Consider the following 23,852-nt stretch of genomic DNA (forward strand, 5'->3'; position numbering starts at 1 on the left):
TGTCACTTCATCACGTTAAAGTGCCTGTCACCATTTAGCCGTTAATTTCCTCGGCGGCCTTGTTCAGGGCTTCCTTTCTCTCCCTTGTCATTACATATCTGTGGACATCGGGGTGATAGGTCTCTACAATCTCCTTCACAAGCTCGCGGATCTCAGGAGCCTCTTCTCTGGCGGCTCTGTTGAGCTTCTCAAGCTGAGCAAAAAATCTCATCTCATCCATATCGATAGGCTTACCGATGTGGATCATTCTGTTGGCTGTGTCCTGAAGGCCCTCCTCGTCCATGAGCATCTCCTCATAGAGCTTCTCGCCGGGGCGAAGTCCGGTGAACTCGATTCTGATGTCCTCGCCCACCTTGTAGCCTGAGAGCTTGATCAGGTTCTCGGCAAGATCCAGGATCCTTACGGGCTCACCCATGTCCAAAACGAAGATCTCTCCGCCCTTGGCAAAGGCTCCCGCCTGAAGTACCAGAGATACTGCCTCAGAAATGGTCATGAAATAACGGATGATGTTAGGGTCCGTAACTGTAACGGGACCTCCGGCCGCTATCTGCTTCTTGAAAAGAGGAATAACCGAGCCGTTGGAGCCAAGGACGTTACCGAATCTTACCGCAACGAACTCAGTTTCATAATGCTTGTTAAAGGTCTGAACTATCATCTCGCAGATACGCTTGCTGGCGCCCATGATATTGGTGGGGTTAACAGCCTTGTCTGTGGAGATGAGAACAAACTTCTTACAGCCGTTATTGGCTGCTGCCATGGCAGTTTTCCAGGTTCCGAAGACGTTGTTCTTGATAGCTTCTCCCGGGCTGTCCTCCATAAGAGGCACGTGCTTGTGGGCAGCTGCGTGATATACGATATCCGGCTTGTATTCGTCAAAAATATTGTTGATCCTTAAGGTATTTCTTACTGATGCGATAAGAACCACCAGATCCAGCTCCTTGTACTTGTTCTTAAGTTCCTGCTGGATGTCGTAGGCATTGTTCTCGTAAATATCAACAATGATAAGTCTCTTGGGTCCGTGGGATGCGATCTGTCTGCAGAGCTCTGAGCCGATGGATCCGCCGCCTCCCGTTACCATAACCACCTTGTCCTTCACATAACCTGCGATGGAATCGATGTCAACCGCAATGGGGTCTCTTCCGAGAAGGTCCTCAACCTCAACGTCACGAAGTCTTGATACATTTACCTCGCCGTTAACCAGCTGGTACATTCCGGGAAGTGAACGAAGCTTACAATCTGTATCTTTACATATATCAAGGAGCTTCTTCATCTCAGCCCTTGATACCGAAGGAATTGCCACGATTATCTCGTCAATATCATAGAGATCTGCACACTCAACGATCCTGTCTCTGCCTCCCACAACTCTGATTCCCTGGATGTACTTGCCCCATTTGTTGGAATCATCGTCGATGATGCACTTGATGGACATGGTGGAATAGTTGCTGGTAATAATCTCCTTGATGATGATGTTAGCCGCTTCACCGGCGCCTATTATCATAACCGCCTTGGAGTTGTGCCTGTTCTCCGCTCTGTGCTTCTGACTGCGAAGGAACCTGTAGGAGAACCTGCTGGCGAAGATAAATGTCAGCAGGAAAAAAGCATACAGGAAATAGTAACTCTGAGGCACCGGCTGTGTATGTGACTTGAAAAACTGAAGTCCGATGGCGTTAATAACACCTGAGAGAGCACAGCCCATAACCAGGTTCTGCATCTCACGCTCTCCGGCATAGGCCCAGAGGCTGTCATAGAGCTTGAAGGCATAGAACACAACCAGCGTGATGATAATATTTATCGGCAAAAACTTTGTTACCGGATTCATGAAGTGATCCGGGATCTCATCTATGTGAAAATTGTACCTCAAAAGAATCGCGATATAGCTGGCAGCGATGACGCTGATAATATCGTAGATTATCAGTCCTGTCCTTCTGTATAATTTGGCATAATTAAAGGGTTCTTTTTTCATTTATTCAACGTTTCCTTATAGGTAAGTCCTGCAAACGCAAGCATAAGTGCCACTGTCATGGGATTGCACAGCTGGAACACCCACTCAGATATTCCCGCAAAAGCAAAAGCCATTATAACAGCAAATATTAACAGCAGTATAGGGTTGGTACTGTGATTTTTCTTGTAGATCGAAACTCCCAGAACCGCTGCTGTAATCAGTACCACAATAAACAGTATTCCCACCGGCACTCCGTTGTCGTAAGCCACCTGCATATAGGTGTTGTGGGCGTGAACTGCGATCTCTCCGTTGGGAAGGAGGGCTCCCATCTCATCATGTCCCGTAAGGTTCAGTTCCTTTGCATAGGACTTAAATATGGTTATCCTTCCGTTGGAAAGCATATCAAGTCTGTCGGTGGTGTCAACATAGCCGCCCATTTCTTCGGAGATGATATGGCGCTCAGCCTCTGTTCCGGGAATAGCTACCAGGAGCCTGTCTGCCGGAGCAGTCACTCCTTCATCGTTTCTACCCTGATCATCGGGTGTATCCTGGGAAGAGCCGCTGTTTTGCTCCTCGAACTCGAAGCTCTTGTCACCGTTAAATCCATAGTTGTCATAAATAGGCTTGCCTTCGCTGTCATAGTTGTTGACATCGATAGGATAGTTATAGTCTCCAAGACTTACGCCAAGAATCTTCTCAGCAAAAAGTCCTGCGAATCTCTCAACACACATAAAGTTGGTGTTGTCCCAGTCTGCTCCGCCTCTTACAAGCACATCCGTATCGTCAATGACATAGAATGTAGGCTTGGCAACAATGGCAGGAATGAGTCTCTGCAATGTAAAGGCCCCGGGGAAGCAGATAATAGCTGCTGCCGCCATAAGAGCAACGATCCTGATGAACTGCTTCTTGTGAACGGAGACAGTCACCAGCAGCACTGCGATCACGGTAACGGCAATGGCCAGTATAGCAGTCCTTGATACCGTAAATATCGCATAGGATATGATCCAGCCAAAGAGGACGATTTCCTTCCAGGCGGATTTAAAGAGGACAACAATGCCCATTTTCCTAGGTATAGCAACAATCTTGGCAACCAGCATAACCGTAGCCACTGCTGCCATAAGCGACAGATACTCGGCTGTGACGGTTACTGTGTGGAAGATAAAAGCAAATCTTCCGCTGACAAAGCCCGCAAAATATCTGTGCAGAAGACTAAATACCAGTGATAAGAGAAAGTTGACCATAAGGCCGCCCGCAAGAACCTTGTACCAGTTCTTTCTTCCCTTCCATCCCGCGATCCTAAGATACAGGCACACGAATACGACTGACAGGGCAACTCCCCACCATCTGGTGTTCCTGAATATTATAAGCGCTGCCATGAATACCAGAAGAAGTATCGCAAAAGCAGAAATAGTGGTCCTGTCTTCCTCATGGCCTATAATGCGAAGAGCCTTTTTCCTGATAAGCGCGATGGCCCTTCTCACAAGACTTATAACAACGAAGCCGCCCAGGATAACGATGATGATGCCATACTTGAGGGCCATGTTGTGAAGGTCGTACTCTTTTTCCGTCTCAGCAAGGCGATGAACGTCGTAATATCTGATCCCCGCTACCAGGGAAGCTGCAAGCCACACAAGATTGGGGATATTGAAGGCCTCTCTGAAGGTGAAGGTGAGCAGCATCGTGATTATGAGCCAGATGACCATCCTTCTCTCGGAAAGGGTGTGATATATGTCGTAGAGGTCGTTCATGTAGCAGCTTGCATACCACAGGGACATTGCTATTGAGAACATCATAAGGCAGTCCCTTGGCCTATCCGCATTGTCAATACTCTGCCAGAAGGATACGCCCACATTCTGTTTGACCACATTGTGGTTGATGGCGTAGAACCCTATGCCTGCGCAGATGATAAGTCCGATCTCGTAAAAGATGATATCCGTCGCACGAGCATCAAAAAGCTTAAGCGGAAATACCATGATCATCAGCGTCAGAAAAACAATCGCATTAAGCGGGTTAGCCACATACTTTATCAGCTTTCCAATAGTAAGAAGCGTGTTCTTCTCAGGCTTTTTCCTGAAATATATAGTCTCTGCAAGTATCAAAGCAAATGCGATAGCTGCAATAATTCCGATACACTTAATTGACCTTGACCTGGACATGGGCACCTTGTAATTGTAATAGCATGCAGCGTGTCTTCCCGGAATCTCAGCCCAACGAGAGTACAGGCTTCCAACATATTCGGGATTCTCCGGAATATCCTCAAGACTTAGCATATATTTGGATCTGCAGGACTCGAACAAAAGATAATACTCCTTGCCCGGTTCCACATCAATCTCCATGGGGACATTGACATAGGCAGGCAGCTGATAATCCGCCGTATCCACAGGAACCTTAACAAGCTCTTCGTTATTCTCGTTCCTGACCGCCACGCTGATATATCTGCCGTTGAGCATCTCGGAGACATATACGTCCACGGACCTTAGTCTGTCGAAACGGGTGACAAACTTCTGAACCGCATTGTTCTCAAGGTTGACGGTAACGGTCTCCTCCAGGAGATTGCCACCGGCTGAATATTCGAAGGTATCAGCAAAAATCCTGAGGGGCCATATGGTCATTATGCAAATAAGTGTAAGCAATAGAATTGTCACTTCTATTGCCGTCTTCCTGGTTATTATTCTTCTCATTTATCTATTCCCGATAGTAATTTTAAGCCTAAAAAGCCATCATTAAATATTATCACAGAATGCGGTTCTTATACAACCTTGGCCGGGGCCGCTCCAAGCCTTCTGTTGCACAAAAGAAGCGGAAGACACAGCCACAGATATACCACGTATCTCACAAGGTATGTAGGACCCAGCAGCACCGTAAGGAAGGTCAGCACCATGGGTAAAAAAGGTATGATCCCCTTGAAATCCCTGATGCGAAGCCTGTACAGCAGCACAAACAGATAGATAAGGAGCATCATTCCCGGTGAAAACAGAAGGTACAAAGCCTTGGCATCATCATGGAAGGTTCCGATGGAAAGGTATCTGTAGAGACTGTCAATCACAGGGATAAAGCTGTGCCTCTCTCCGGGCTGCTCCACCTCATATCCGAAATAGGAGGAATGCTCATAGGTGAACGTGAACATGGTTCCGCCCTTGTATACGTTGATATTGGCCGGCGGATATACATATCCGTAGGAGGTAAGAAGCCAGGCGTTCAGATACACCATGGGATGCTTCTTAAACAGCTTCCACCACAGTCCCCAGAAACCTGCCTTGTTCTGCTCATAGTATTCGTTGTTAAAATCCACCTTCACAAGGTCCGACACTCTCTCGGTGTACTTCTCAAGATTAGCCTCCGGAATATAGGAAACCAGCGTGTCAATATCCTCCTGCGACATGGACTGCCTATCGTATTTGTAGACTCTTGCCATCTGCATAATAGGAACAGTCAGCATCTCCTGATGGTGCGTTCCCTCTGATGCAAAGACCGCCGCCAGCACACTGTTGAACACAAGATATGCTACGACCGGGATCACCAACAGCGCCGACAGCTTTCCAAACAGCTTTTTGGTATCAACATGTTTCCACAGATAGATAAGTCCAAAGGGAATAAACACAAGATACGCATAAAAGCCGTTGTGCCTGAAGCACGGCATCAGGAAGGCAGTTATACACAGGGCTGCAGCTCTGCTCTTTTTCTGTATAAAAAGAGCGGGATCATCCGTAAGCTGAGCCAGCAGCACCGTAAGAAGAAGGAGAAACGCCGAAAACAGCCCGTCCTTACTTGAGCAGAGCGTATACATGACTATCGTTGGGAAAAGACCGTAATACAAGGTCCACAGAATCCTTGACCTCTTGCCGATACCTCTTTTATGCAAGTACATAAGTGTATAGGCGAAGATTGCAGTAATTATCAGCATCTGGAAAACTATGTAGGTGAAAATACCAAGATTCCAGGAGCCTGTGGCTTTATGAACAAAGGCTATGATGCCTCCGAGAAGCAGCACATGAAGAAGCGGGTGATGTGTAGAAAAACTCCTTGTCAGCACCTCATTCAGCTCATCCTGTGCATCGTACACGAAGAATCCCGGGAACTCCGCCAGAAGAACCGGCAGGTTCATAAGAGCCAGCGCTCCCCAGGTGGTGAGATAATCTGCCGACGTAAAGGGAGAAGTCTCGATCACGCCACCGGGCTCTTTGGCCACATTTGTCTGAAATAATCCAAACAGCTTGGCTCCCTGCCTCTGGGCGTCATAATTTCTCCAGACGTACCTGGTATCGACGGTGATGATTATCATCATGCACAGCATAGTCAGCATTGCATTCCGGTCACTCAGATTGATGCAGTCATTGTTTTCAAGCTGATAACCAAGCACGAAAAAAAGTCCCGATAAAACGCCAAATAAGCCTGACAAAAGCCAGGCTGATATGACATTTTTTTCCTGTTTAATTGTGTTCCCCGTATTTAAGTCAGGCCTCATCCTCTTCATCTCTTGTTGTCTCGCGAATTACATACTGAGGGTTCTTGTTCTGCGCGATGTATATTCTTCCAACATACTCCCCGATCATACCTTGCATGAGCATCATCATTCCCCCAATGAACATGATTGCACTCATCATGGCTGAGAAACCAACAGGGACGTTGGGATTAACAAATTTCTTGATAACTGTGTAAATACCGTAGAGTATACCCACTACCGCAAAGATTCCGCCGGACATGGTGGCTATTCTTAAGGGCTTGATGGAAAAGGCGGTAAAGCCGTTGATCCAAAGGGCTATGAGCTTGCCAAGGGTATAGCCGCTCTCTCCCACCTCTCTCTTTCTGTGGGTAACGTCAACATTGACGATGTTTCTGGTGGTTCTAAGTACCAGGCCTATTACGTAGGGATAGGAGCTCTCATAGGTGAGCATCTGATCAACTACAAATCTCCTGGCTATAAAATAACTGGATACGTACAGTTCCTTGGGTTTACCCAGCATTGCACTTGCCATCCACTCATTCATGGCTGTTCCGAAGTTCCTGAAGAGGCTGTGCTGCTTGTTGGCATATCTTGCATAGGCAACATCGGCGCCTTTAACCACGGCATCTATCAGCTTGTCAGCTTCATCCGCAGGGGTCTGTCCGTCGTCGTCAAGACAGATGACATATTCGCCCTTGCTGGCTCTAAGTCCTGCCATGAGAGCGGCGTGCTGGCCGAAGTTCTTGGCGAAGTTGATTCCTGTAATAACATCTTTCCTCGGGCCGTTACACAGCTCCTTGATCTTCCCCCAGGTGTTGTCGGGGGAGCCGTCGTTAACAAGGATTATCTCGTAGGAGTAGCCCTTTAATTTATCTTTTTTCATTGTAGCTGCTATCTCGTCTATAACACTCTCAATGGTGTTCTCGGATCTGTAGCAGGGAATAACGTAGCTTATCAGGTTCTTGACCATCAATAAAAATCTGCCTTTCAATCAGTTTCTTTGGATTACTCTTTTAAAATTTTCTCCATCAATATCATATCACTTTTTTCACCATCACTGCACTCCACTGCGGGCAGATCCTGTATTTTAACAAAGCCGCCGTACTCATAGCTCTTTCTGGCCACCTCATTGGAAGTGAAAACCCGAAGGATCAGCTTCTTGATGGGAGTGTTCTCCTTCACATATTCCGTCGCAAGAACGGCGGTCTCATTGCCATAGCCCTTGCCTACTGCGTCGTCCTCTCCGATGAAGATCCCGTACTCCGCCTCGGTCCTGTCTTCATTTCGGAAAATAAAGTACACGCTGCCCACGGGTCTGTGATCTCTGTCGTTCTCGCAGATGATGAGCTGCAGCACCTTGCCGGTGTCCACCTTCTCTTTTAACCAGTTCTCATGGTGCGGTGCCGTAAAGGTTTCTCTGTATATAAAGTGACTTCTCACTCTTTCGTTGTTTCTCCATTTGATAACGAGATGTGTATCGTCTCTTGTTATCTTCCTGAGGGATATGTTTTTTCCCACTGCCAAAAATCTATCTTCCATTTTTCACCTTTTATTCTTCATAGCATCAGAATTAGCCAAGTCATATTATTCAGATACATAAACGCTGTATATTCCGAATACTTCCTCCACGGTATCAACCCGCGATACCGTAACGGTCTTACCCTTGGAAGCATAGTAGTCCACAAGCCAGTCAGTATCCGTATCAAGGTTCTGAACAAAATAAACTCCCGGCGAAACCAGCGCTTCTTCCATGGAGGAATAGCCTCTGTCATGTAGCTTTTTTACGCTGAGAGGACTCTTACTTGCCCAGCCCCCAAGAAGGTCGTGGTTATAGCCGCTGTTGCCGACGCCGCCAAACATCTTCTCTGAATAGGTTGCTTCGTCGTTACCGGTTACTGTAGCGAAGGAGACGCTGGTGTACACGTCGATAAGGTAGTAATTATCGCTCCTCTCCTTCATGTATTCGTTAAGGGTCTCATATCTGGTAAGGGATGAGGTTCTCCTGATGAGCTCTCTGTCAACCACAGCGACTTCATAAGGCATTCCCACGAAGACCGCCACAGTCGAAGCGCACATAAATCCCAACAGTACCCTGTCAAAAAACGGTTCCTTGTCCTTGCTGTAACTTCCGCGAAGGCAGTACAGAGCAAGTATCATACCTGCCAGGATGAGAATCTCCAAAAGATACAAAGGATGTGTGATCCTTATGGGATCTCTTCCCCTTACGATTATATACATCCACAGACTCGTCCTGCAGGCAAACACCAGAACCAGCAATAGGAGCGATGCGACCGTTTTCTTCATATCCCAGTTAAAGGCGCCAAAACAGCCGATAAAAGCTGCCACGTACAAAATAAGTACCGGTATGTTCCAAGGAAAATCCGTCATCGGATACTCATATCCCTTAGGTGCAGATACATGGCACAGTCTGTAGAAATAGAGTCTTGCAGCCTCTGCAATACGGGTTCCCATAGGCTTTTCGTCAGTTCGTATGGTAGCTGCGTAGTCTGCGATCTGCCCCAGCATCCCGGCATCAATGCTCTCATCCAGTCCGAAATTGTAGTTAAGAAGGAGTTTCTGGGAGCTCTCACTCATTCCTATGCTGTCGTAGAAGGCCTTGTTCTCATTGTAATCAGGTATACTCTGGAAATCGTAGAGTTCCGTTCTGTTCTCAAAAAGAGTCGTGAACTCCTTCCATTCAGGTGACAAATATGCCAGCTTGTTGATCGCAAGGCATACCAGAATCCCTGAGAGGATTCCAAGGCAGAGGTTGAGATACTTAATAAAATAGTTCCTCTTTTCCTGATAGGAGCTGCCCTCCGCCGACTTCATGCCGCTCAGATCTATCTCGAAGCATACCAATACATACTTCATAAGAATCGCCACCAGAACCATCGGAAGCGTCAAAAGAAGCATCTCAGACCTGATGCAAAAAGCTGCCAGGAGCAGAATAAGCGGAACCACATACATGTTGTTCTCATCATCTTTTTTGGTAAGTATCAAAAATGCTGCGGTGGCCGACATAAGCCCGCAGGTCACCGTGTACTGAACATACACCAGATGCGGAAGGAACAGTCCCAGGACAATACCCGCTTCAAAGAGAAGGAATATTATCTTTTTCCAAAAGCCCTTCTCGGAAAAGGCCAGTGCATCCACAGTCCTCTTGATGATGAGTGCAAAACATCCGTATTGGATCACACATAAAAAGATGCCGTACCAGGGAAGCGCTCTCGCCACCTTGTAGAACAGGGAAATGAGAGCACTGATCGGGTATAGCATCTGAATATTGTGGCCCTCCGGCACGCCGGTGTAGCTGCCGGAGAGTATATCTTTGATTAAAACATCGTCGTTCAGGTCATAATAATAGTCGCCGAAGAAACCTGCAATGACGAAAACGCAGGCGATCAGCACGGCCGTAACTATGTAATTGTCAGTTCTTCGTGTCTTGGCCATGTATACTCCTTAGCTGTCACAGGAACGGTTCTGATGACACAGGGACGGTTCTTTTGTCATCCCCACTGCTTCAGGTAAACTTGTAGAATTCCTTGACTCTCATGACAACTTCGTCCAGATCCTCATCTGTGAGCTTGTAATACATAGGAAGACGAAGGAGTCTCTCGCTTTCCTTGGTTGTGTATCTGTCCTCTCCGCTAAATACGCTGTACTTAACGCCTGCCTTGGAGGAATGAAGAGGAACATAGTGAGAAGCGGGAAGAATGTCATGACCTGTGAGGTAATCAATAAGTCCCTTTCTCTCCTCGAAGTCCTTGCACTTGATGTAGTACATGTGCGCGTTGTGAACGCATTCCTCAGGAACTACAGGAAGCTCGATAAAGCCGGCTTCCTTAAGAGGCATAAGAGCCTCATTGTATCTGTTCCAGTGATCCATTCTGGCATTGTTGATCTCATCTGCGAGCTCAAGCTGTGCATAGAGGTATGCGGCGTTCATATCACTTGGAAGATATGAAGAGCCGGGCTCGATCCAGCTGTACTTATCAACCTTGCCAAGCTTGTACAGGGTTCTGTTGGTTCCCTTTTCTCTGATGATTATGGCATCGTCCACATAGGTCTCGTCGCGAAGAAGCAGCGCTCCTCCCTCGCCCATGCTGTAGTTCTTGGTCTCATGGAAGCTGTAGTTGCCGAAATCTCCGATGGCTCCCAGCGCCTTGCCCTTGTAGGTGGACATTACGCCCTGAGCAGCATCCTCGATAACAAGAAGGCCGTGTCTCTTTGCAATATCCATGATGGTATCCATCTCACAGGCAACTCCCGCATAGTGCATGGGCACGATTGCTCTTGTCCTTGGTGTGATGGCCTGCTCGATAAGGTTCTCATCGAGGTTCATGGTATCGGGTCTGATATCAACAAATACAACCTTGGCTCCGCGAAGAACAAAGGCGTTAGCTGTTGATACGAAGGTGTAGGAGGACATGATGACCTCATCACCCTCTTTTATTCCTGCAAGAAGTGCAGACATCTCTGTAGCATGAGTGCAGGAGGTTGTAAGAAGTGCCTTGCTGCAGCCGGTCTTAGCCTCGATCCACTTGTTGGCCTTCTCTGTATAGGGGCCGTCGCCGCAGATCTTCTGATTCTCTACGCACTCCCTGATATATTCGAATTCTTTGCCTGTGTAGGGTGGTACATTGAAGTTTATACGCATATTTCAGTCCTCAATCCTTCTTTTTGAAAACAATCAGTTTGCTGATAACATAGTTAAGTGCTATTACGATAAAGGTTGCTGCCAGCTTCACAGGCATTGATGGGAAGCCCAGCATATTAATGAACACCAGGATAATAATATCTTCAACCACCAGTGTAAAAAGTCTTCCTGCAGTAAATGAGCCTGCCTGTTTCAGAAATTCCCCTTTGGTCTCAACATGACCGTCAAAAACCCAGGTTCTGTTGGTAAAAAACTGGAAAGCCACGCAAATGATCCAGTCAATGGTGTTGTTAAGCACCGCATTCATATGCAGCACACTGTCCATGAACCAGAACAGGAAAATGCTCAGAAAGAAAGCCAGTCCACCGAAAAACAGGTACATAAGGCCTTCCTTGTGCTTGGTATAAAATGGTTCGAAAATATTCAGTACAGGAAGAGACATGATCCTGTCAAAAATATCCTTCTTTTTGGTTGAATTCTCCATAAAAGTTTTGTTTACTCCTCATTACTTACTTGCGAAAACAATAAACCTATCGCTTTCAAAGACTATATTATAATCGTGATTGTCGATAAAGTCCATTAAGGTATCATATTTGGACTTATCACTGGAGATATCGGGGCTGTCTTTTCCCAGGATTACTGTGGGTGTTTCGCCTGCAGTATCAAGTCCAAGCAGCTCTGAATCAAAATTCATATAGTAGTAGCTGTCAAGATCAGGCCAGGTTGTGTCAATGGCAGGTTCCAGGTCAAATATATAGGCCAGTCCCGGAACGGTTCCAAATAAAAGAACCTTATCCTCCAGCAGTTCGTTGTCCCCAAGAGCGCTGTAGAGGTCAGTCAGAGTCTCTGCGTTGTAGCTTGTAGTCACCATGGATGAAACCTTGGGAATATCAAGTCTTGCATCCCTTGGTGTTCCGTCCGCTCCGTCATAAAAGGAGAAGTTAATATGGAACAATGCGCCCTGGATGAAAAGGACAATGATAACAGTTGTTACAAAGCTCTGCCAGGGGAAGTTCCAGTCCTCATCTCCCATTCTCTGCATAAGTCTTCTAAATAGCCAGAGAATAATAGGTGCTATCAAAAACAGGTTGTTGAGAATAGGAAAGGTATAGTTGTTGCTACCAAGGGGAGTCACAAGGATCAGCATCAGAGCCGTAAAGGCCAGTGTCTGCTCCTGCCTGCTGCCGTTAAGGATACCAAGCGATCCTACAGTGCAGAAGATAATGCCCACAATAACAAACATCATAGCTGCCTGGAACATGCAGTCATAATAGTAATAGTTTCTGGTAAACACGCCTCTTGCGAAAAAGAATCTGACCAGCACCAGAAGCCCCGCCATATACAGGAACTTCTTGACCCATACGTATCTGCCGGGAAGAAGCAGGAACATGATAACACCCGCTACGATACAAGGCAGAACTATAAGCATATGAGAAAGGCTGGTGCCGTAGGCCTCAAGGATTGCTCCCAGCATTCCGCCTGAGGTGTAATCCGAAGCTCCCTTGGTCATTCCGAGAAGCTCGGCAATTCCGCCTATATAAGCATCAGGTCCGCCGTAGCCCACGCAGGTCCCCAGGAATACTACTCCGAATCCGCAGACATATCCAAGGATACACAGGCCGGTCTTCTTAAGGACTTCGGTAAGCTTATCCCTCGTTATCCGGCCGTAGAACCAGACGATCAGGATCAGTGATGCTTCCGCCAGATTGGGGAATCTCACCATTACGTTCATTCCAAGAAATACACCTGCTATTATAAGATACAGGTTCTGACGCTCTATGGCAAAGAGCCCCGCTATCAGGAATATTGTTCCCATTGTCAGGAACAGATATGTCAGATAGTTGTACAGGATTCCTCTGGGAGAAAAGCAGAGGGCCTGCGCAATAAACTCCCCTATGAAGATCATCCACCCCGGCATGAACCTCTTAAGGAAATAGTAGGAAACAAGAGCCATTGCCGAAGTAATGAAGCTGCACCAAATGTTAAAGCCAAGCATTGTGCCTGCTCCCGGCAGCATCATTATGAGCTGCCCTGCCTTGTTACTTAGGAAGGTGGAAAACAGCCACATCTGATTAACGGTATCAAGATACTGATAGTTTCCAAGGCTATAGGTAGTATCCGTTATATCAAGTCCCGCATTTGCTCCGATAAGGGGAAACAGAAGGAGAATCACCGGGAATACATACTTTTCAAGTGGCGCCTGATATTTTTTTAGATTGTAAAAGTAGCTTCTGATATTTTTTAACATAAGCCCTCATCCCACTGTCTGATTCTCTTGAAAATCCAGGTCTCATGAAGCACTCTTCCCAGGAAGTCGAAGATCATCTTTCTGATCCAGTCCACAAACACTCCCGCTGCAAACACGATAAGGATGCATATGAGCTGATGGCATGCAAAGAGGATCACGTTGGTCTTAGGCACCTCCCCGAAGATGTGCTCAAGCCACCACAGCCACCTGTCCTGAATCTCAATATGCATATGAAGCAGATATACACCGAAAGTAAAAGGTGCTGCAAATCTCACTGCGTCGGCGAACCAATTTTCCTTCATACGGAAGTACCTGAAGAAAGAGAACAGTCCAAGGGACCCTGTGAGCGTGAATATAAAGTTAAGATCAAGAGGCACCCCTGCATAATACACAAGGCCTCCTCTGTATAGATTAATGTAATACAGCCCAATGCTCATGGCAGCTATAATCACCACAGACACCAGAAATACTGCTGCGCTTCTCTTGGCATCGTAGAAGAGCTGCACATCATATTTTCTGATATAAGCAGCTATCAGATAGAGTACCAGGAACCAGCCAAAGTCATAGCCGTGATGGTCGGTAACGAACATTACAGGCACGAAGCTCTTAACCACACTGAACCAAATGAGAAGTCCCATGATAACCGCCTTCATCTGCTTCCTCGTAAGGCTCTCGCAGGCAGCGTTCATAACAGGTGACATCACATACATGATGATATAGGCTGTCACAAACCAGTAATGCTCTGAGGATATCGGGAAAAGATACTGCACAAGCTTGTACATGGAATCATCGGAGCCCACAGCATAGGTTCCGACCGCCATCATTGCCAGTGATATCAGAATGGTATAGAAATACACCTGGCAAAGAAGTGTGATAACACGACTGGGTCTCACCTTCCCCTTGGAAAGGAAAAAGCCGCTGATGAGCACATAAGTATTAAGTCCCGGAATACAGATAGCTTCTATGATCGTGGCATAGATCTGAACTCCCGACGCCGGCATTCCCAGCTCCAGAAGCACCTGTGCATGGGAATTATAGTGAAGGCACAGTATCATCAGTATTGCCACTATTCTCAACAGCTCTATGCTCGCATTTCTCTTTTTCACAACCATCCTCCCGCTTTACTCCACTGAAGTGCCTGGCACTTTAGTATAACGCAGTGCCTGTCACTTTACTTCTCTACCACAGCCTTGCCGTCGGCTACTCTGTAGACCATGTCGCACTTCTCGATGGTCTGCAGTCTGTGGGCAATAATAATAAGGGTCTTTCTTCCGTGGAGTCTATTAATGGAATCCATAATGGCACTCTCTGTCTCATTATCAAGAGCAGAGGTTGCCTCATCCAGAACCAGTACCTCAGGGTCTTCAAAAAGAGCCCTTGCAATACCGATTCTCTGTCTCTGACCGCCGGAGAGTCTGATTCCTCTCTCGCCGATCTTGGTATCAAGTCCTTCGGGAAGGCTCTTTACGAATTCATCAAGAGCTGCCTCCTTAAGGGCCTGCCATACTTTTTTATCATCAATATCTTCATCGGCGATACCGAAGGCCACATTCTTTCTGATGGTTGAATCCACCATGAAAATGGTCTGGGGGATATAGCCGATATTCTTAAGCCAGCCCTGATAGTTCTTGGAAACATCTTCCCCGTCAGCAAGGATCTTGCCGCCCTCGGGCTTAAGAAGTCCCAACAGCACATCTACGATGGTAGTCTTGCCGGCGCCGGAGGTTCCAACGATACCAACACTCTTACCAACAGGAATACTCATGTTGGCCTTGTCCAGAACATATCTGTCTGTTCCGGGATATTTGTAGCTGATGTCCACCATGTCGATATTCTTGGTAACGGGCAGCTTCTCGACATTAGTCTTAACTCTGTAATCTGTCTCGTTGTAGCTTACGGAAGCATCGTTAATCTCTGACTGGAGATTGTCGGTCACATTCATAAGGAAAGGCTCAAAATAAGCGATGGAAGTCAGGTAATTATTGATCCTGTTGGCGCTTGGAAGAAGCCTTGTGGCCGCAGCCGCAAGAACCGTCAGGGATTCGATGAGATCTGTAAGCTCTCTTCCGCCTGCCATTACAGCCAGCATATATCCGATCATTCCGGCAATGGCAATGGTCTCGATAAGAAGCCTTGGTGTTGAATTGTACAGACCGTACTTCTGAACAGCATTGACATATCCTGCTCCGCAGTCCGCATAACCATTGATAAAATAGTTCTCTTTGTTAGCGATCTTGATCTCTTTGATGCCGGTGACGGATTCATCGATCCACTTGTAGAGACCGCTGTAGTAATCCTGATTCTCCTGTCCGGCCTTGACCATGATAGGCTTGATCTTGAACTTGATTATAAGAAGTACAACCACCAGGAGGGATGCAATGGTTATAGTCATCACAGGATCCTGGCTAAGAAGTATTGCAACAAGGCAGATGAAAACAATGATCTCACTTATGAGCTGAAGGCTGCTAAGGATCAGTCCGTACATATTATTGACATCAGATGTTATGTTTCTCTGAATGACACTGGTGTCAGCCCCAAGATAGTACTCATAGGGTCTTTCCATGAAATTGATCATCATTCGTCTGGAAGTTGCAAACTGATTGGTATATACAAAACGAAGCTGTACAACATTTACGAAGTACAGGAAAACATTTTTTACCACAAAGACAACTATAAGTGACACCATGATAACCGCTGCCAGCTGATTGGTACTCTCTAAATGAAGAGAATTATAGATAAATGAAAGAGCCCTGCTCTCCTGAACCTTCTCCGGGCTTACAACCACAGCCATAATAGGAGCGATCATGGCAATTCCCAGGGACTCCAGGATTCCGCCTATGAGCATCAGGATCACAATCCCCACCATCTGTCTCTTTTGTCTGCCATCCAGCAGTTTCATCAGTTTCTTGTAAATCTTACGCATATATTTCCTCTTTATTTCATGGTGACAGGCACCAGTTATATAGCTTCGTTCTGTCTATGAATCTCGGGAGCTTCATAGATATCCATGAAGTCGTCGCCCAAATAGAGCTTCTCTTTGGCGAACTTAATGGAATCCGTAACAGTATAAACGGACACCACTCTGTCAAAGGACAGACCCTCTATGAGATTGAGCATCTCCATGGGGAAGGAACCGTCCAGTATCACAGCGTCCCCGAAGATTTTATTATACTCCAAAAGATCTCTTGGGTGCTGCTTGATCAGAACGATGGCTTTCTGACCATCGATCGTGCCATAGTCTCTTATGATATCCTCGAAGATCCTGCGTCTCGTATCCAGATCGCAGAGAGGCTCCGAGAGAACAAGCAGTGTGGGTAGGCCCTTCTTGGTCTCGTCCAGCTTGCTCCTCAGCTTATCAATATCCTCCACGAAGAGTTCCAGCAGCAGCTCCTTCTCAGAGGCTGTAAGGCGCTCTGTCAGGTTCTTCCTTGGAAGTTCCACGTATTTGGGACATGGATACTGAAGAACAGAGATGTCATTGACCTCCATATCTATACAGTACTTCCCATAACCATTCTGAATATGAATAAGTCCCAGCTCCGCCATCTTGGCCTTGATATTAAAATGACCTCTGTTATCGTATCTGGCGGTATCATAGTACCTGATGCAGTCAAGGCCGTCCTCGAGAGCATGGTATCTGATCTTCTTGTAGCTAAGATAATAGCCTATCGGGTCTGAATCGCAGAACACATAGATGTCCTTGTATTTGGAGAAGTCCACAGGAACGAACTTTTCCTGGAGCTTACCGAACTTCTTGCAAAAACGGATGCGCCTTAACATATTGATCGCAATGTTGCCGGAATCCGTCTTGAGAGGTTTCAGCTCCTCAAAAAAAGTGTCCTCTTTCTCGTCATATTCATAGACTTCATCAAATATCGGCGATTTCTTTGCCCTGTCCACCATGGTTCCAAACCTGTTGGACATCTTGGACAGCACCAGCGTGGCACCGCCCTTCTTCCCCAGGGCAAATTCCTTGAGGCAGGCTATATAAACATGGTAAAAGGTGTGGCATACATAAATTCTGTCGTACATAATCACTCCCGGTATCCTTATGAGTCAATGGGGACGAGTCAATGGGGACGGTTCTTTCTGACTCGCTTCGTGAGTCAGAGAGAACCGTCCCCATTGACTCACAACCGTCCCCATTGACTCGCAAGCGTCTTCTGCTAACTCACTATTCCCCTGTAGAACCACAGGAGCCTGTAGTATAAATAAAAAAACAGATGTGATTTCATCTGATATCCTATGAGCTTCTTCTCCTCAGGATGAACCTTCTCCTGATAGTAGCTGTTATTCTGAAAATCCGGGAAGGTCTCCTTCATCTCCCTGGCAAGGGCCTTGGCAAAGCTGTAGCTTCCCTTGAAATTGGAGCTCCTTGGCATAACCGAAAAAAGCGTGTTGATATAAAATAACACCGTGAACTGATACTCTATCTCCGGTTTGTATTCATCATAGTAGTTGTTATCCTTAGCTTCCTTGACTATAAGCCTTCCCGCTGTCATGCGGTCTTCCATGTTCTTCCTTGATATGGAATGCACAGTGGAGGTGTTATGCTGATAGTAGAAGTAAAGCGGCTCCTGAATGTATTCAAAGTGCTTACTCCTTAGCATCCAGGTGTTACTTACCGCATTATCCTCATAGAAGATATCCTCAGGGAAGATATCAAGCTTGTCCTTGGCTGCGGGCTGATAGTCCCCAAGGATCAGTTCTCTTTTGTATACCTTAACCACAAGGCTTCCGGTCTCAAGAAGGAGCTTCTGATATCGCTCTTTATCCATAACACCAGTTTGCTCAAAGTTGTTGTTATGGACTATCTGTCCCACCTTGAAGCTGTGCTCATCCGTAAAACAGTAATCGCAGCCGACCATATCTGCACCGGTTTCCTCTGCTCTTGTAAGAAGACGATTATAGTAATCGGGAACGATCCAGTCGTCGGAATCAATGAAGCCAAGCCACTCGCCCTTTGCTATGGCAAGTCCTATGTTCTTGGCTCCTCCCTGATGGTGATTCACCTCGCAGTGAAGAGCAATGAATCTGTCAGGGTATTTCTTCTCATATTCTTTTAGTATCTCAAGGGAATTGTCCGTGGAACAGTCGTCCACCGCTATGATCTCGTACTCTCCCCTGTCAAGTTTCTGGTTTACAAGGCTGTCCAGACAGTAGGCAAGTTTCCCCTCCCCTGCCATGTTGTAAACAGGAACTATTATGCTAAGCCTTATCATATCATCTCCACGATAGCAGCCGCTATCTTTTCTGCGCCCTTGCCATCTATGATGCTGCGGGCTTTATCACTCATTCTCTTTCTAAATCCCGGGTTATCCACCGCTGCGGTTCCCCAGGTAACTATCTTCTGTATCAGTCTGTGGTCGGTTCTGATATCCCCGGCGTACTTGGCAGCTCCCAGCTCATCAAAAGCCTGAACGAACTGAACCTGATTGTCCGACATACTGTAGACACAGGTTGGAACGCCGATCGCACACAGCTCATAGAGGGTTGTTCCTCCTGCGGATACGGCAAAATCACATTTATTCATGATCTCGGCCATATTGCCGGGATTGTAGTGGAGTGTTATGAACTCACACTTATCTGCCATGTCCTGCAGTTCTTTAACGTAATCTTCCTCAAACAAAGGTCCCACCACAACTTCACACATAACTCCCGTGAAGTCCAGAACCTCTCTGCAGGGACTGTTCTCCGCAAAGTATATCTCATTCAGGATATTCCTCACAATTCGGTAGGGATCTGTACCTCCTGCTGAGATGAACACATTCTGGGCTCTCTTACTTATCTTGTATTTAGAGTCTCCAAACTGCCTACGCAGAGGTGCATACTCTCCTCCCAGCAGTTTAACTCCCGCGCTGTAAAAATCCTCGGGAACCTTAAGGTCATAATTTACTATAAAATCCACATCGTAGTCAAATTTGTAGAGATCATCGATATAGCCAAGCTTAACCTCAAGACCGAGTTCCTTGATCAGGTCTCTTAAGGCCTTGAAATATTCCTCTGTGACAAAGTAGGAATCAATCAGGAAAAAGTCAGGCTTCTCCTCCGCCATCAGAACCTTCATAGCCTCCATATCCTGAAGCGGCTGGGAATAAATGGTGTGTAGAATAATGCTGTCATACTCATCTCCGCCCTCTTCCGAAAGCTCATGGAGCACATGATCGCTGTCCTCGTCCGAAAGGATATACGTAACTTCGCAGCCCTTGCCACGCAGTTCTGCTGCGATTGTCATACACCTTCTGATATGTCCTGTTGCGATCGCACCGTTTCCGTTTGCTTTAATCCAGATCTTCTTAGCCATACTCTACCCCTCTTAACTGTGATGTCACTCAAAATCTTCTGCTTTCAGCGGTTCTCCTCTGAAAAGGTCACAAGTAGCTTTTTTACCAAGACAATTATCTATTTCTACAGGAGGAAGTCCTGCTCCCTGCTGTGGTCTTATGGATCTGATGTTTTCTTTGGTCAGCAGTTCTCCTTTTTTGATATCCTGTACCACAAAAAGAGATCTGGCGCCTTCCCTTTCCTTCTCCTGGAAGGGCGTAAGCTTGTACTCACTGCTTCCAAGGGCCTTCTCGGCTATCCTGACATTTCTTACCATCTCCGCGAATTCTTCCGGCTCCATGGAAAAAGCGCTGTCTGCGCCGCCGTCGGCTCTTCGAAGAGTCAGGTGCTTCTCTATCATCTTGGCTCCAAGGGCCACGCTTGCAATTGGAACGGTCCAGCCCATTGTGTGGTCTGAAAGGCCCATGATGCAGCCGTATTCCCTGGCCAGCGTAGGTATCATGTTTAGATTCACATCCTCGTAGGGTGTGGGATAAGCGGATACGCACTTAAGAAGGACGATGTCTCTGTTTCCTTCCTCTATGCAGGCCTCTATGGCAAGTCTGATATCCTCCATGCGGGCTACGCCTGTGGCAAAGATCATCGGCTTCTTCCTGGCTGCGCAGAGCCTGATAAAAGGAATGTCGGTGATCTCATAGGAAGCTATCTTGATGGCAGGCATATTCATCTGCTCAACGAAATCGAGAGAGGTACTCTCAAAGGGTGTGGAAAAGCAATCAAGTCCCAGCTTATTTGCTTCTTCCATGAGCCGTGGCTGCCAGTCCCAGGGAGTATAAGCCTCCTGGTAGAGCTTGTAGAGGGTCTTGCCATCCCAAAGTGTTCCGCCGTCTATCTGAAAATAGCTCTTGTCGCTGTCGATCGTCATGGTGTCGGCGGTGTAGGTCTGAAGCTTAACCGCATCGGCGCCGGCTTCCTTGGCCGCATGGATTATCTCAATGGCGCGGCCAAAGTCGTTGTTGTGATTGCCTGACATCTCGGCAACTATGTAAACCGGGCTGTCCGCTCCCACGCTGCGACTGCCTATATGTATCTGGTGATTAAGGTTGTAATCGGGCATCCCGCATTCTCCTTAGTTTTATTCTGTATAGTTATTCATCATGTACTCGTTGTTGGTCCAGGGTTTCCTTGCTGTGAAAAGGCTACCGTCAGCCTTTTTTACATAAACTGCAGGGAAGTAATGGATGAACAGTGGTGTAAGGCACAGAGTATAGCCTCCAGCGTTGGTATATACCACCCTGTCTCCTATATTAAGAGCCGCCTCATCGGTTACCTCAAAGAGCCTGTCATACTCCATGCAGGTAGCTCCGCATATCATCTGTGAAGGAACCGTCTCCCTGTCGGATGCACCGCCCCTGTACTCGAATCTGTGAGGATACCAGCGCCTTGTAACCTGAGGATTGAGATTCACTCTGCTGCCATCGGTCACAATATAGGTGTGCTCCCTTACCTTCTTCACATCAATAACACTTGTCACGAAATCAAAGGAAGATGAAACCAGGGAAACACCGGGTTCCATAACAAGCTTGGTTTTATTCATATCAAAGCCCTTAGAGAGAACCTCTGCTATCGCAGGTACATAGTCCCTGAAGTCAGGCTTACCCTTAACTCCGCCGTAGTAGCCGCCTCCCATGTCCACATACTCAAGCTCAAGGCCAAACTCACCGGCTGCAGATACCGCTATCTCCGCCAGCGCTTTGTAAGCATTAAGAGATCTGGACTTGGTGGAGGAATGAAGGTGAAGTCCCGCTATCTTAACGTTAGGAATTGCCTTAAGAGTATCAATGACTCTTCCCAACTCTCCGTTCTCATAGCAGTAGCCAAAGCGGCTTCCCTCCTCGTCCGCAAGAACCTCCTCAGGAAGTCTGGACACCATGTCATAATTGACGCGAAGTCCCACCTTAAGACTCTTTGACGGATCAGCCTTGGCAAGCTCGCCGAGCCATACCGGCTCATAGCTTGAATCCATATTTACTATACCGCCTCCAAGGAGCACCTTTTCAAAAGTTGCTCTATCCTTGATGGGGCCGTTGTAGATTATTCTGTCGGTGCTGTAGCCAAGTGAAAGCGCCAGCTCACATTCCTTATCAGATACAACCTCCGCATAGAAGCCCTTGTCCCGAAGGTGTGCAAGAAGCCAGGGCAGTGAATTGGTCTTCACGGAAAAAGAACAGATGTAATTATTCCAGCTCTTATCCAGAGCGCCCTTCAGCATATCTATATCACCGTCAAGAAGTGCCTCGTCCACTCTGTAATAGGGTGTAGCAAGCTCCTTGTCGTCAAAAGCCTTTCTGTCAGCAGATCTATCAGCTTCCTTAAGCTCCATCAGACGCCTGTACTTAATCTCAGCCATTCTGAAATCTTCCATGGTGTCTATGTCCTGGACCTCATCCTCTGTGAGGATAACGGGAACCATATCCTCTGTGTCAGTGGTTCCTTCACGGAAAAAAGCATCTGTTCTGCATGCGTAGAACTGTCCGCTGTCATGATAGAGCTTCTCAAGATCCTGTGATCTTGTAGTGGCAAACTCGGGATGTTTTCTAACCAGTCTCCCATCCACTATGACAAACCCTCTCTGGGGCGGATAGGAAAATGAAACTACAGGTGTTACGGATTCGTGCTCTTTAAGTAGCTCCATGGCTTCTCTTAATCTATCAGCCGTTATGAATGGAGCTGTAGGATACAGGCAACAGAAGGTGTCGAAGTCTCTGCCCTGCTCCCTGTATTTGTTAAGAACCTCTGCTATTACTTCATCGGTGGTAGCATAGTCCCCTGCGGTATCATCGGATCTTCTGAAGGGTACAGCTGCTCCCGCAGCTCTTGCAACCTCAGCTATCCTGTCGTCATCGGTGGATACCATAACCTCCTCAAAGACGCCGCTATCAAGGGCTGCCCTGATGGAATACTCTATGATTGGCTTACCGCAGAACTCCTTGATGTTCTTGCCGGGAATCCTCTTGCTTCCGCCTCTTGCGGTTATAATGGCAACAGAGCCCATTAAACTTCCTCCGTTTCAAACTCTCCAAGTATATCATTTGCTATTTTAATCAGCTCATCCCTTGATGAACCCTGAATGCAGAAGTACCCTCTTCCCATGATGGAAGCGCCGTTTGTCACCTTGCCAAGGATATCACCGGGTCTGATATTGCAGTTCCAGGCAACTATCGGGTAGTTGTCCTTAAGCTCATCTGCAGTGGGAACATAGTTAACTCTTACTTTCTCAAGATCGAAGTATCTTATCATCATATCCCCGGAGATTGTTGTCTCGAAGGAATAGCTCTTCCCAAGGGCAGGTACAGCCATTTTCAGGAACTCTCCGACCTCATCAACTCCGCTTGCCATGGGAGTAAAAAGATTGTGAAGGTTATGTCCCGAAGGCCTTGCTGAGGTCTCGATAAGGAAAGGATTGCCGTTACTGTCCTTGATAATATCCGCATGGATCAGGTTGTTTCTAAATCCAAGTGTCTCTCCAACCTTCTGCATGAAGGCCCTTAGCTTATCAAAAAATTCCTTGTTATCGGAAGTCTGATTAATGGAATAGTATCCCACACACTCCCTGTAGGGCGGAGGAGTATTCTCCTTGCCTCTAAGAAGAATAAGCTTGAACTTGCCATCAACGAAGGCTCCGTCCAGGCCGAACTCCGGTCCCGGAACGCAGGTCTCTATCACATAATCCTCATCAAAGGGAAGCTGTGACAAGAATCCCTCCTGAAGCGCCTCGGGGCTGTCGAAGATCTCAACCCCCCTGCTTCCTGAACCGAATCTTGGCTTAACCACCACAGGATATACAGTATTCAGCTCATTGGCATATAAACAGGTCTCTCCTGCGGGAACCAGATACAGCTCGCAGTTTCTAAGACCCTTAGCGGATAACCTTCCGTGAAAATCATATTTGTCGGTGCAGAGCCTTGCAGCTTCTGCGGATACTCCCGTAAGACCGTAGGCATCATTAACGTAACCTGTGGTTGTAAGGTATCGTCCTATGGGCACAGGAATAATAACATCCGGTTTCTGTGAATCCAGGATCTCCAGCACCTTCTCGGGATCGCGGATATCCACCACGTAGGACTTATCCGCCGCGGTAAGGCCGGGAGCCTTGGGATCACCGTCAAGAGCTATTACTTCCATCCCCAGCTCTTTTGCCTTGTTTATTCCATATATTGATTCAGAGCTTGCTCCGATTACAGCTGCTCTCATATAATATCTCCTTAAATTA

17 protein-coding genes are annotated in these 23,852 nt (G+C 47.0%); all 17 read right to left on the bottom strand.

Annotated elements, in window-relative coordinates; genetic code table 11:
• Nucleotides 1-34: 34 nt before the first annotated feature.
• On the bottom strand, nt 35-1,963 hold the full coding sequence (locus G588_RS0109975) for a polysaccharide biosynthesis protein (RefSeq protein WP_022778594.1): 1,929 nt from the start codon (nt 1,961-1,963) through the stop codon (nt 35-37).
• Nucleotides 1,960-4,623: a hypothetical protein gene (locus G588_RS0109980; protein WP_022778595.1), complete on the bottom strand. Its 2,664-nt coding sequence runs from the start codon at nt 4,621-4,623 to the stop codon at nt 1,960-1,962. The genes G588_RS0109975 and G588_RS0109980 overlap by 4 nt, the downstream gene beginning before the upstream one ends.
• Nucleotides 4,624-4,691: 68 nt before the next feature.
• A complete protein-coding gene (locus G588_RS0109985) occupies nt 4,692-6,341 on the bottom strand; it encodes a DUF6020 family protein (protein WP_196804970.1) in 1,650 nt (549 codons plus the stop codon).
• 55 nt (nt 6,342-6,396) lie between these two features.
• Nucleotides 6,397-7,356 (bottom strand): glycosyltransferase family 2 protein, encoded by a 960-nt coding sequence (locus G588_RS0109990; protein ID WP_022778597.1) that lies wholly within the window; start codon nt 7,354-7,356, stop codon nt 6,397-6,399.
• A 35-nt stretch (nt 7,357-7,391) separates the two neighbouring features.
• Nucleotides 7,392-7,925, bottom strand: coding sequence for a GNAT family N-acetyltransferase (locus G588_RS0109995; RefSeq protein ID WP_035788285.1), 534 nt, complete (start codon nt 7,923-7,925; stop codon nt 7,392-7,394).
• A gap of 45 nt (nt 7,926-7,970) precedes the next feature.
• Nucleotides 7,971-9,839 (bottom strand): hypothetical protein, encoded by a 1,869-nt coding sequence (locus G588_RS0110000; RefSeq protein ID WP_022778599.1) that lies wholly within the window; start codon nt 9,837-9,839, stop codon nt 7,971-7,973.
• Between the two features lie 70 nt (nt 9,840-9,909).
• Complete coding sequence (rffA, locus tag G588_RS0110005; protein ID WP_022778600.1) at nt 9,910-11,046, bottom strand: dTDP-4-amino-4,6-dideoxygalactose transaminase; 1,137 nt, start codon at nt 11,044-11,046, stop codon at nt 9,910-9,912.
• 10 nt (nt 11,047-11,056) lie between these two features.
• On the bottom strand, nt 11,057-11,530 hold the full coding sequence (locus tag G588_RS0110010) for a GtrA family protein (protein WP_022778601.1): 474 nt from the start codon (nt 11,528-11,530) through the stop codon (nt 11,057-11,059).
• A gap of 21 nt (nt 11,531-11,551) precedes the next feature.
• Complete coding sequence (locus G588_RS0110015) at nt 11,552-13,294, bottom strand: hypothetical protein (protein ID WP_022778602.1); 1,743 nt, start codon at nt 13,292-13,294, stop codon at nt 11,552-11,554.
• Entirely contained in the window at nt 13,288-14,400 is a 1,113-nt protein-coding gene (locus G588_RS0110020) for an acyltransferase (protein WP_196804971.1), read from the bottom strand. Before G588_RS0110020 ends, G588_RS0110015 begins: the two co-directional genes overlap by 7 nt.
• Nucleotides 14,401-14,465: 65 nt before the next feature.
• On the bottom strand, nt 14,466-16,217 hold the full coding sequence (locus G588_RS0110025; RefSeq protein WP_022778604.1) for an ABC transporter ATP-binding protein: 1,752 nt from the start codon (nt 16,215-16,217) through the stop codon (nt 14,466-14,468).
• Between the two features lie 35 nt (nt 16,218-16,252).
• Nucleotides 16,253-17,326 (bottom strand): glycosyltransferase family 52, encoded by a 1,074-nt coding sequence (locus G588_RS0110030; RefSeq protein ID WP_022778605.1) that lies wholly within the window; start codon nt 17,324-17,326, stop codon nt 16,253-16,255.
• 134 nt (nt 17,327-17,460) lie between these two features.
• A complete protein-coding gene (locus G588_RS0110035; protein WP_022778606.1) occupies nt 17,461-18,516 on the bottom strand; it encodes a glycosyltransferase in 1,056 nt (351 codons plus the stop codon).
• Nucleotides 18,513-19,598, bottom strand: a complete 1,086-nt coding sequence (pseG, locus tag G588_RS0110040; RefSeq protein WP_022778607.1) for a UDP-2,4-diacetamido-2,4,6-trideoxy-beta-L-altropyranose hydrolase — start codon at nt 19,596-19,598, stop codon at nt 18,513-18,515. The genes G588_RS0110035 and pseG overlap by 4 nt, the downstream gene beginning before the upstream one ends.
• Before the next feature lie 24 nt (nt 19,599-19,622).
• On the bottom strand, nt 19,623-20,696 hold the full coding sequence (gene pseI / locus G588_RS0110045; protein WP_022778608.1) for a pseudaminic acid synthase: 1,074 nt from the start codon (nt 20,694-20,696) through the stop codon (nt 19,623-19,625).
• Between the two features lie 18 nt (nt 20,697-20,714).
• The gene (gene pseF / locus G588_RS23365) at nt 20,715-22,634 is read right to left on the bottom strand and encodes a pseudaminic acid cytidylyltransferase (RefSeq protein ID WP_081644311.1); all 1,920 of its coding nucleotides are present in this window, start codon (nt 22,632-22,634) and stop codon (nt 20,715-20,717) included.
• Nucleotides 22,634-23,833 (bottom strand): ATP-grasp domain-containing protein, encoded by a 1,200-nt coding sequence (locus G588_RS19845; protein WP_022778609.1) that lies wholly within the window; start codon nt 23,831-23,833, stop codon nt 22,634-22,636. The genes pseF and G588_RS19845 overlap by 1 nt, the downstream gene beginning before the upstream one ends.
• Nucleotides 23,834-23,852: the final 19 nt, after the last annotated feature.

Origin of the sequence: Butyrivibrio sp. AE3009 (assembly GCF_000420845.1) — a bacterium.
GTDB lineage: Bacteria > Bacillota > Clostridia > Lachnospirales > Lachnospiraceae > Butyrivibrio.

Excerpts from the sequence above, each read along its gene's own strand:
- rffA (WP_022778600.1), bottom strand. The coding sequence starts at position 11,046 with ATGCGTATAAACTTCAATGTACCACCCTACACAGGCAAAGAATTCGAA.
- G588_RS0109975 (WP_022778594.1), bottom strand. The coding sequence starts at position 1,963 with ATGAAAAAAGAACCCTTTAATTATGCCAAATTATACAGAAGGACAGGA.
- G588_RS0110035 (WP_022778606.1), bottom strand. The coding sequence starts at position 18,516 with ATGATAAGGCTTAGCATAATAGTTCCTGTTTACAACATGGCAGGGGAG.
- G588_RS0109990 (WP_022778597.1), bottom strand. The coding sequence starts at position 7,356 with ATGGTCAAGAACCTGATAAGCTACGTTATTCCCTGCTACAGATCCGAG.
- pseG (WP_022778607.1), bottom strand. The coding sequence starts at position 19,598 with ATGGCTAAGAAGATCTGGATTAAAGCAAACGGAAACGGTGCGATCGCA.
- G588_RS0110025 (WP_022778604.1), bottom strand. The coding sequence starts at position 16,217 with ATGCGTAAGATTTACAAGAAACTGATGAAACTGCTGGATGGCAGACAA.
- G588_RS0110000 (WP_022778599.1), bottom strand. The coding sequence starts at position 9,839 with ATGGCCAAGACACGAAGAACTGACAATTACATAGTTACGGCCGTGCTG.
- G588_RS0110030 (WP_022778605.1), bottom strand. The coding sequence starts at position 17,326 with ATGTACGACAGAATTTATGTATGCCACACCTTTTACCATGTTTATATA.
- G588_RS0109980 (WP_022778595.1), bottom strand. The coding sequence starts at position 4,623 with ATGAGAAGAATAATAACCAGGAAGACGGCAATAGAAGTGACAATTCTA.
- G588_RS0109995 (WP_035788285.1), bottom strand. The coding sequence starts at position 7,925 with ATGGAAGATAGATTTTTGGCAGTGGGAAAAAACATATCCCTCAGGAAG.
- pseF (WP_081644311.1), bottom strand. The coding sequence starts at position 22,634 with ATGGGCTCTGTTGCCATTATAACCGCAAGAGGCGGAAGCAAGAGGATT.
- G588_RS0110015 (WP_022778602.1), bottom strand. The coding sequence starts at position 13,294 with ATGTTAAAAAATATCAGAAGCTACTTTTACAATCTAAAAAAATATCAG.
- pseI (WP_022778608.1), bottom strand. The coding sequence starts at position 20,696 with ATGCCCGATTACAACCTTAATCACCAGATACATATAGGCAGTCGCAGC.
- G588_RS0110010 (WP_022778601.1), bottom strand. The coding sequence starts at position 11,530 with ATGGAGAATTCAACCAAAAAGAAGGATATTTTTGACAGGATCATGTCT.
- G588_RS19845 (WP_022778609.1), bottom strand. The coding sequence starts at position 23,833 with ATGAGAGCAGCTGTAATCGGAGCAAGCTCTGAATCAATATATGGAATA.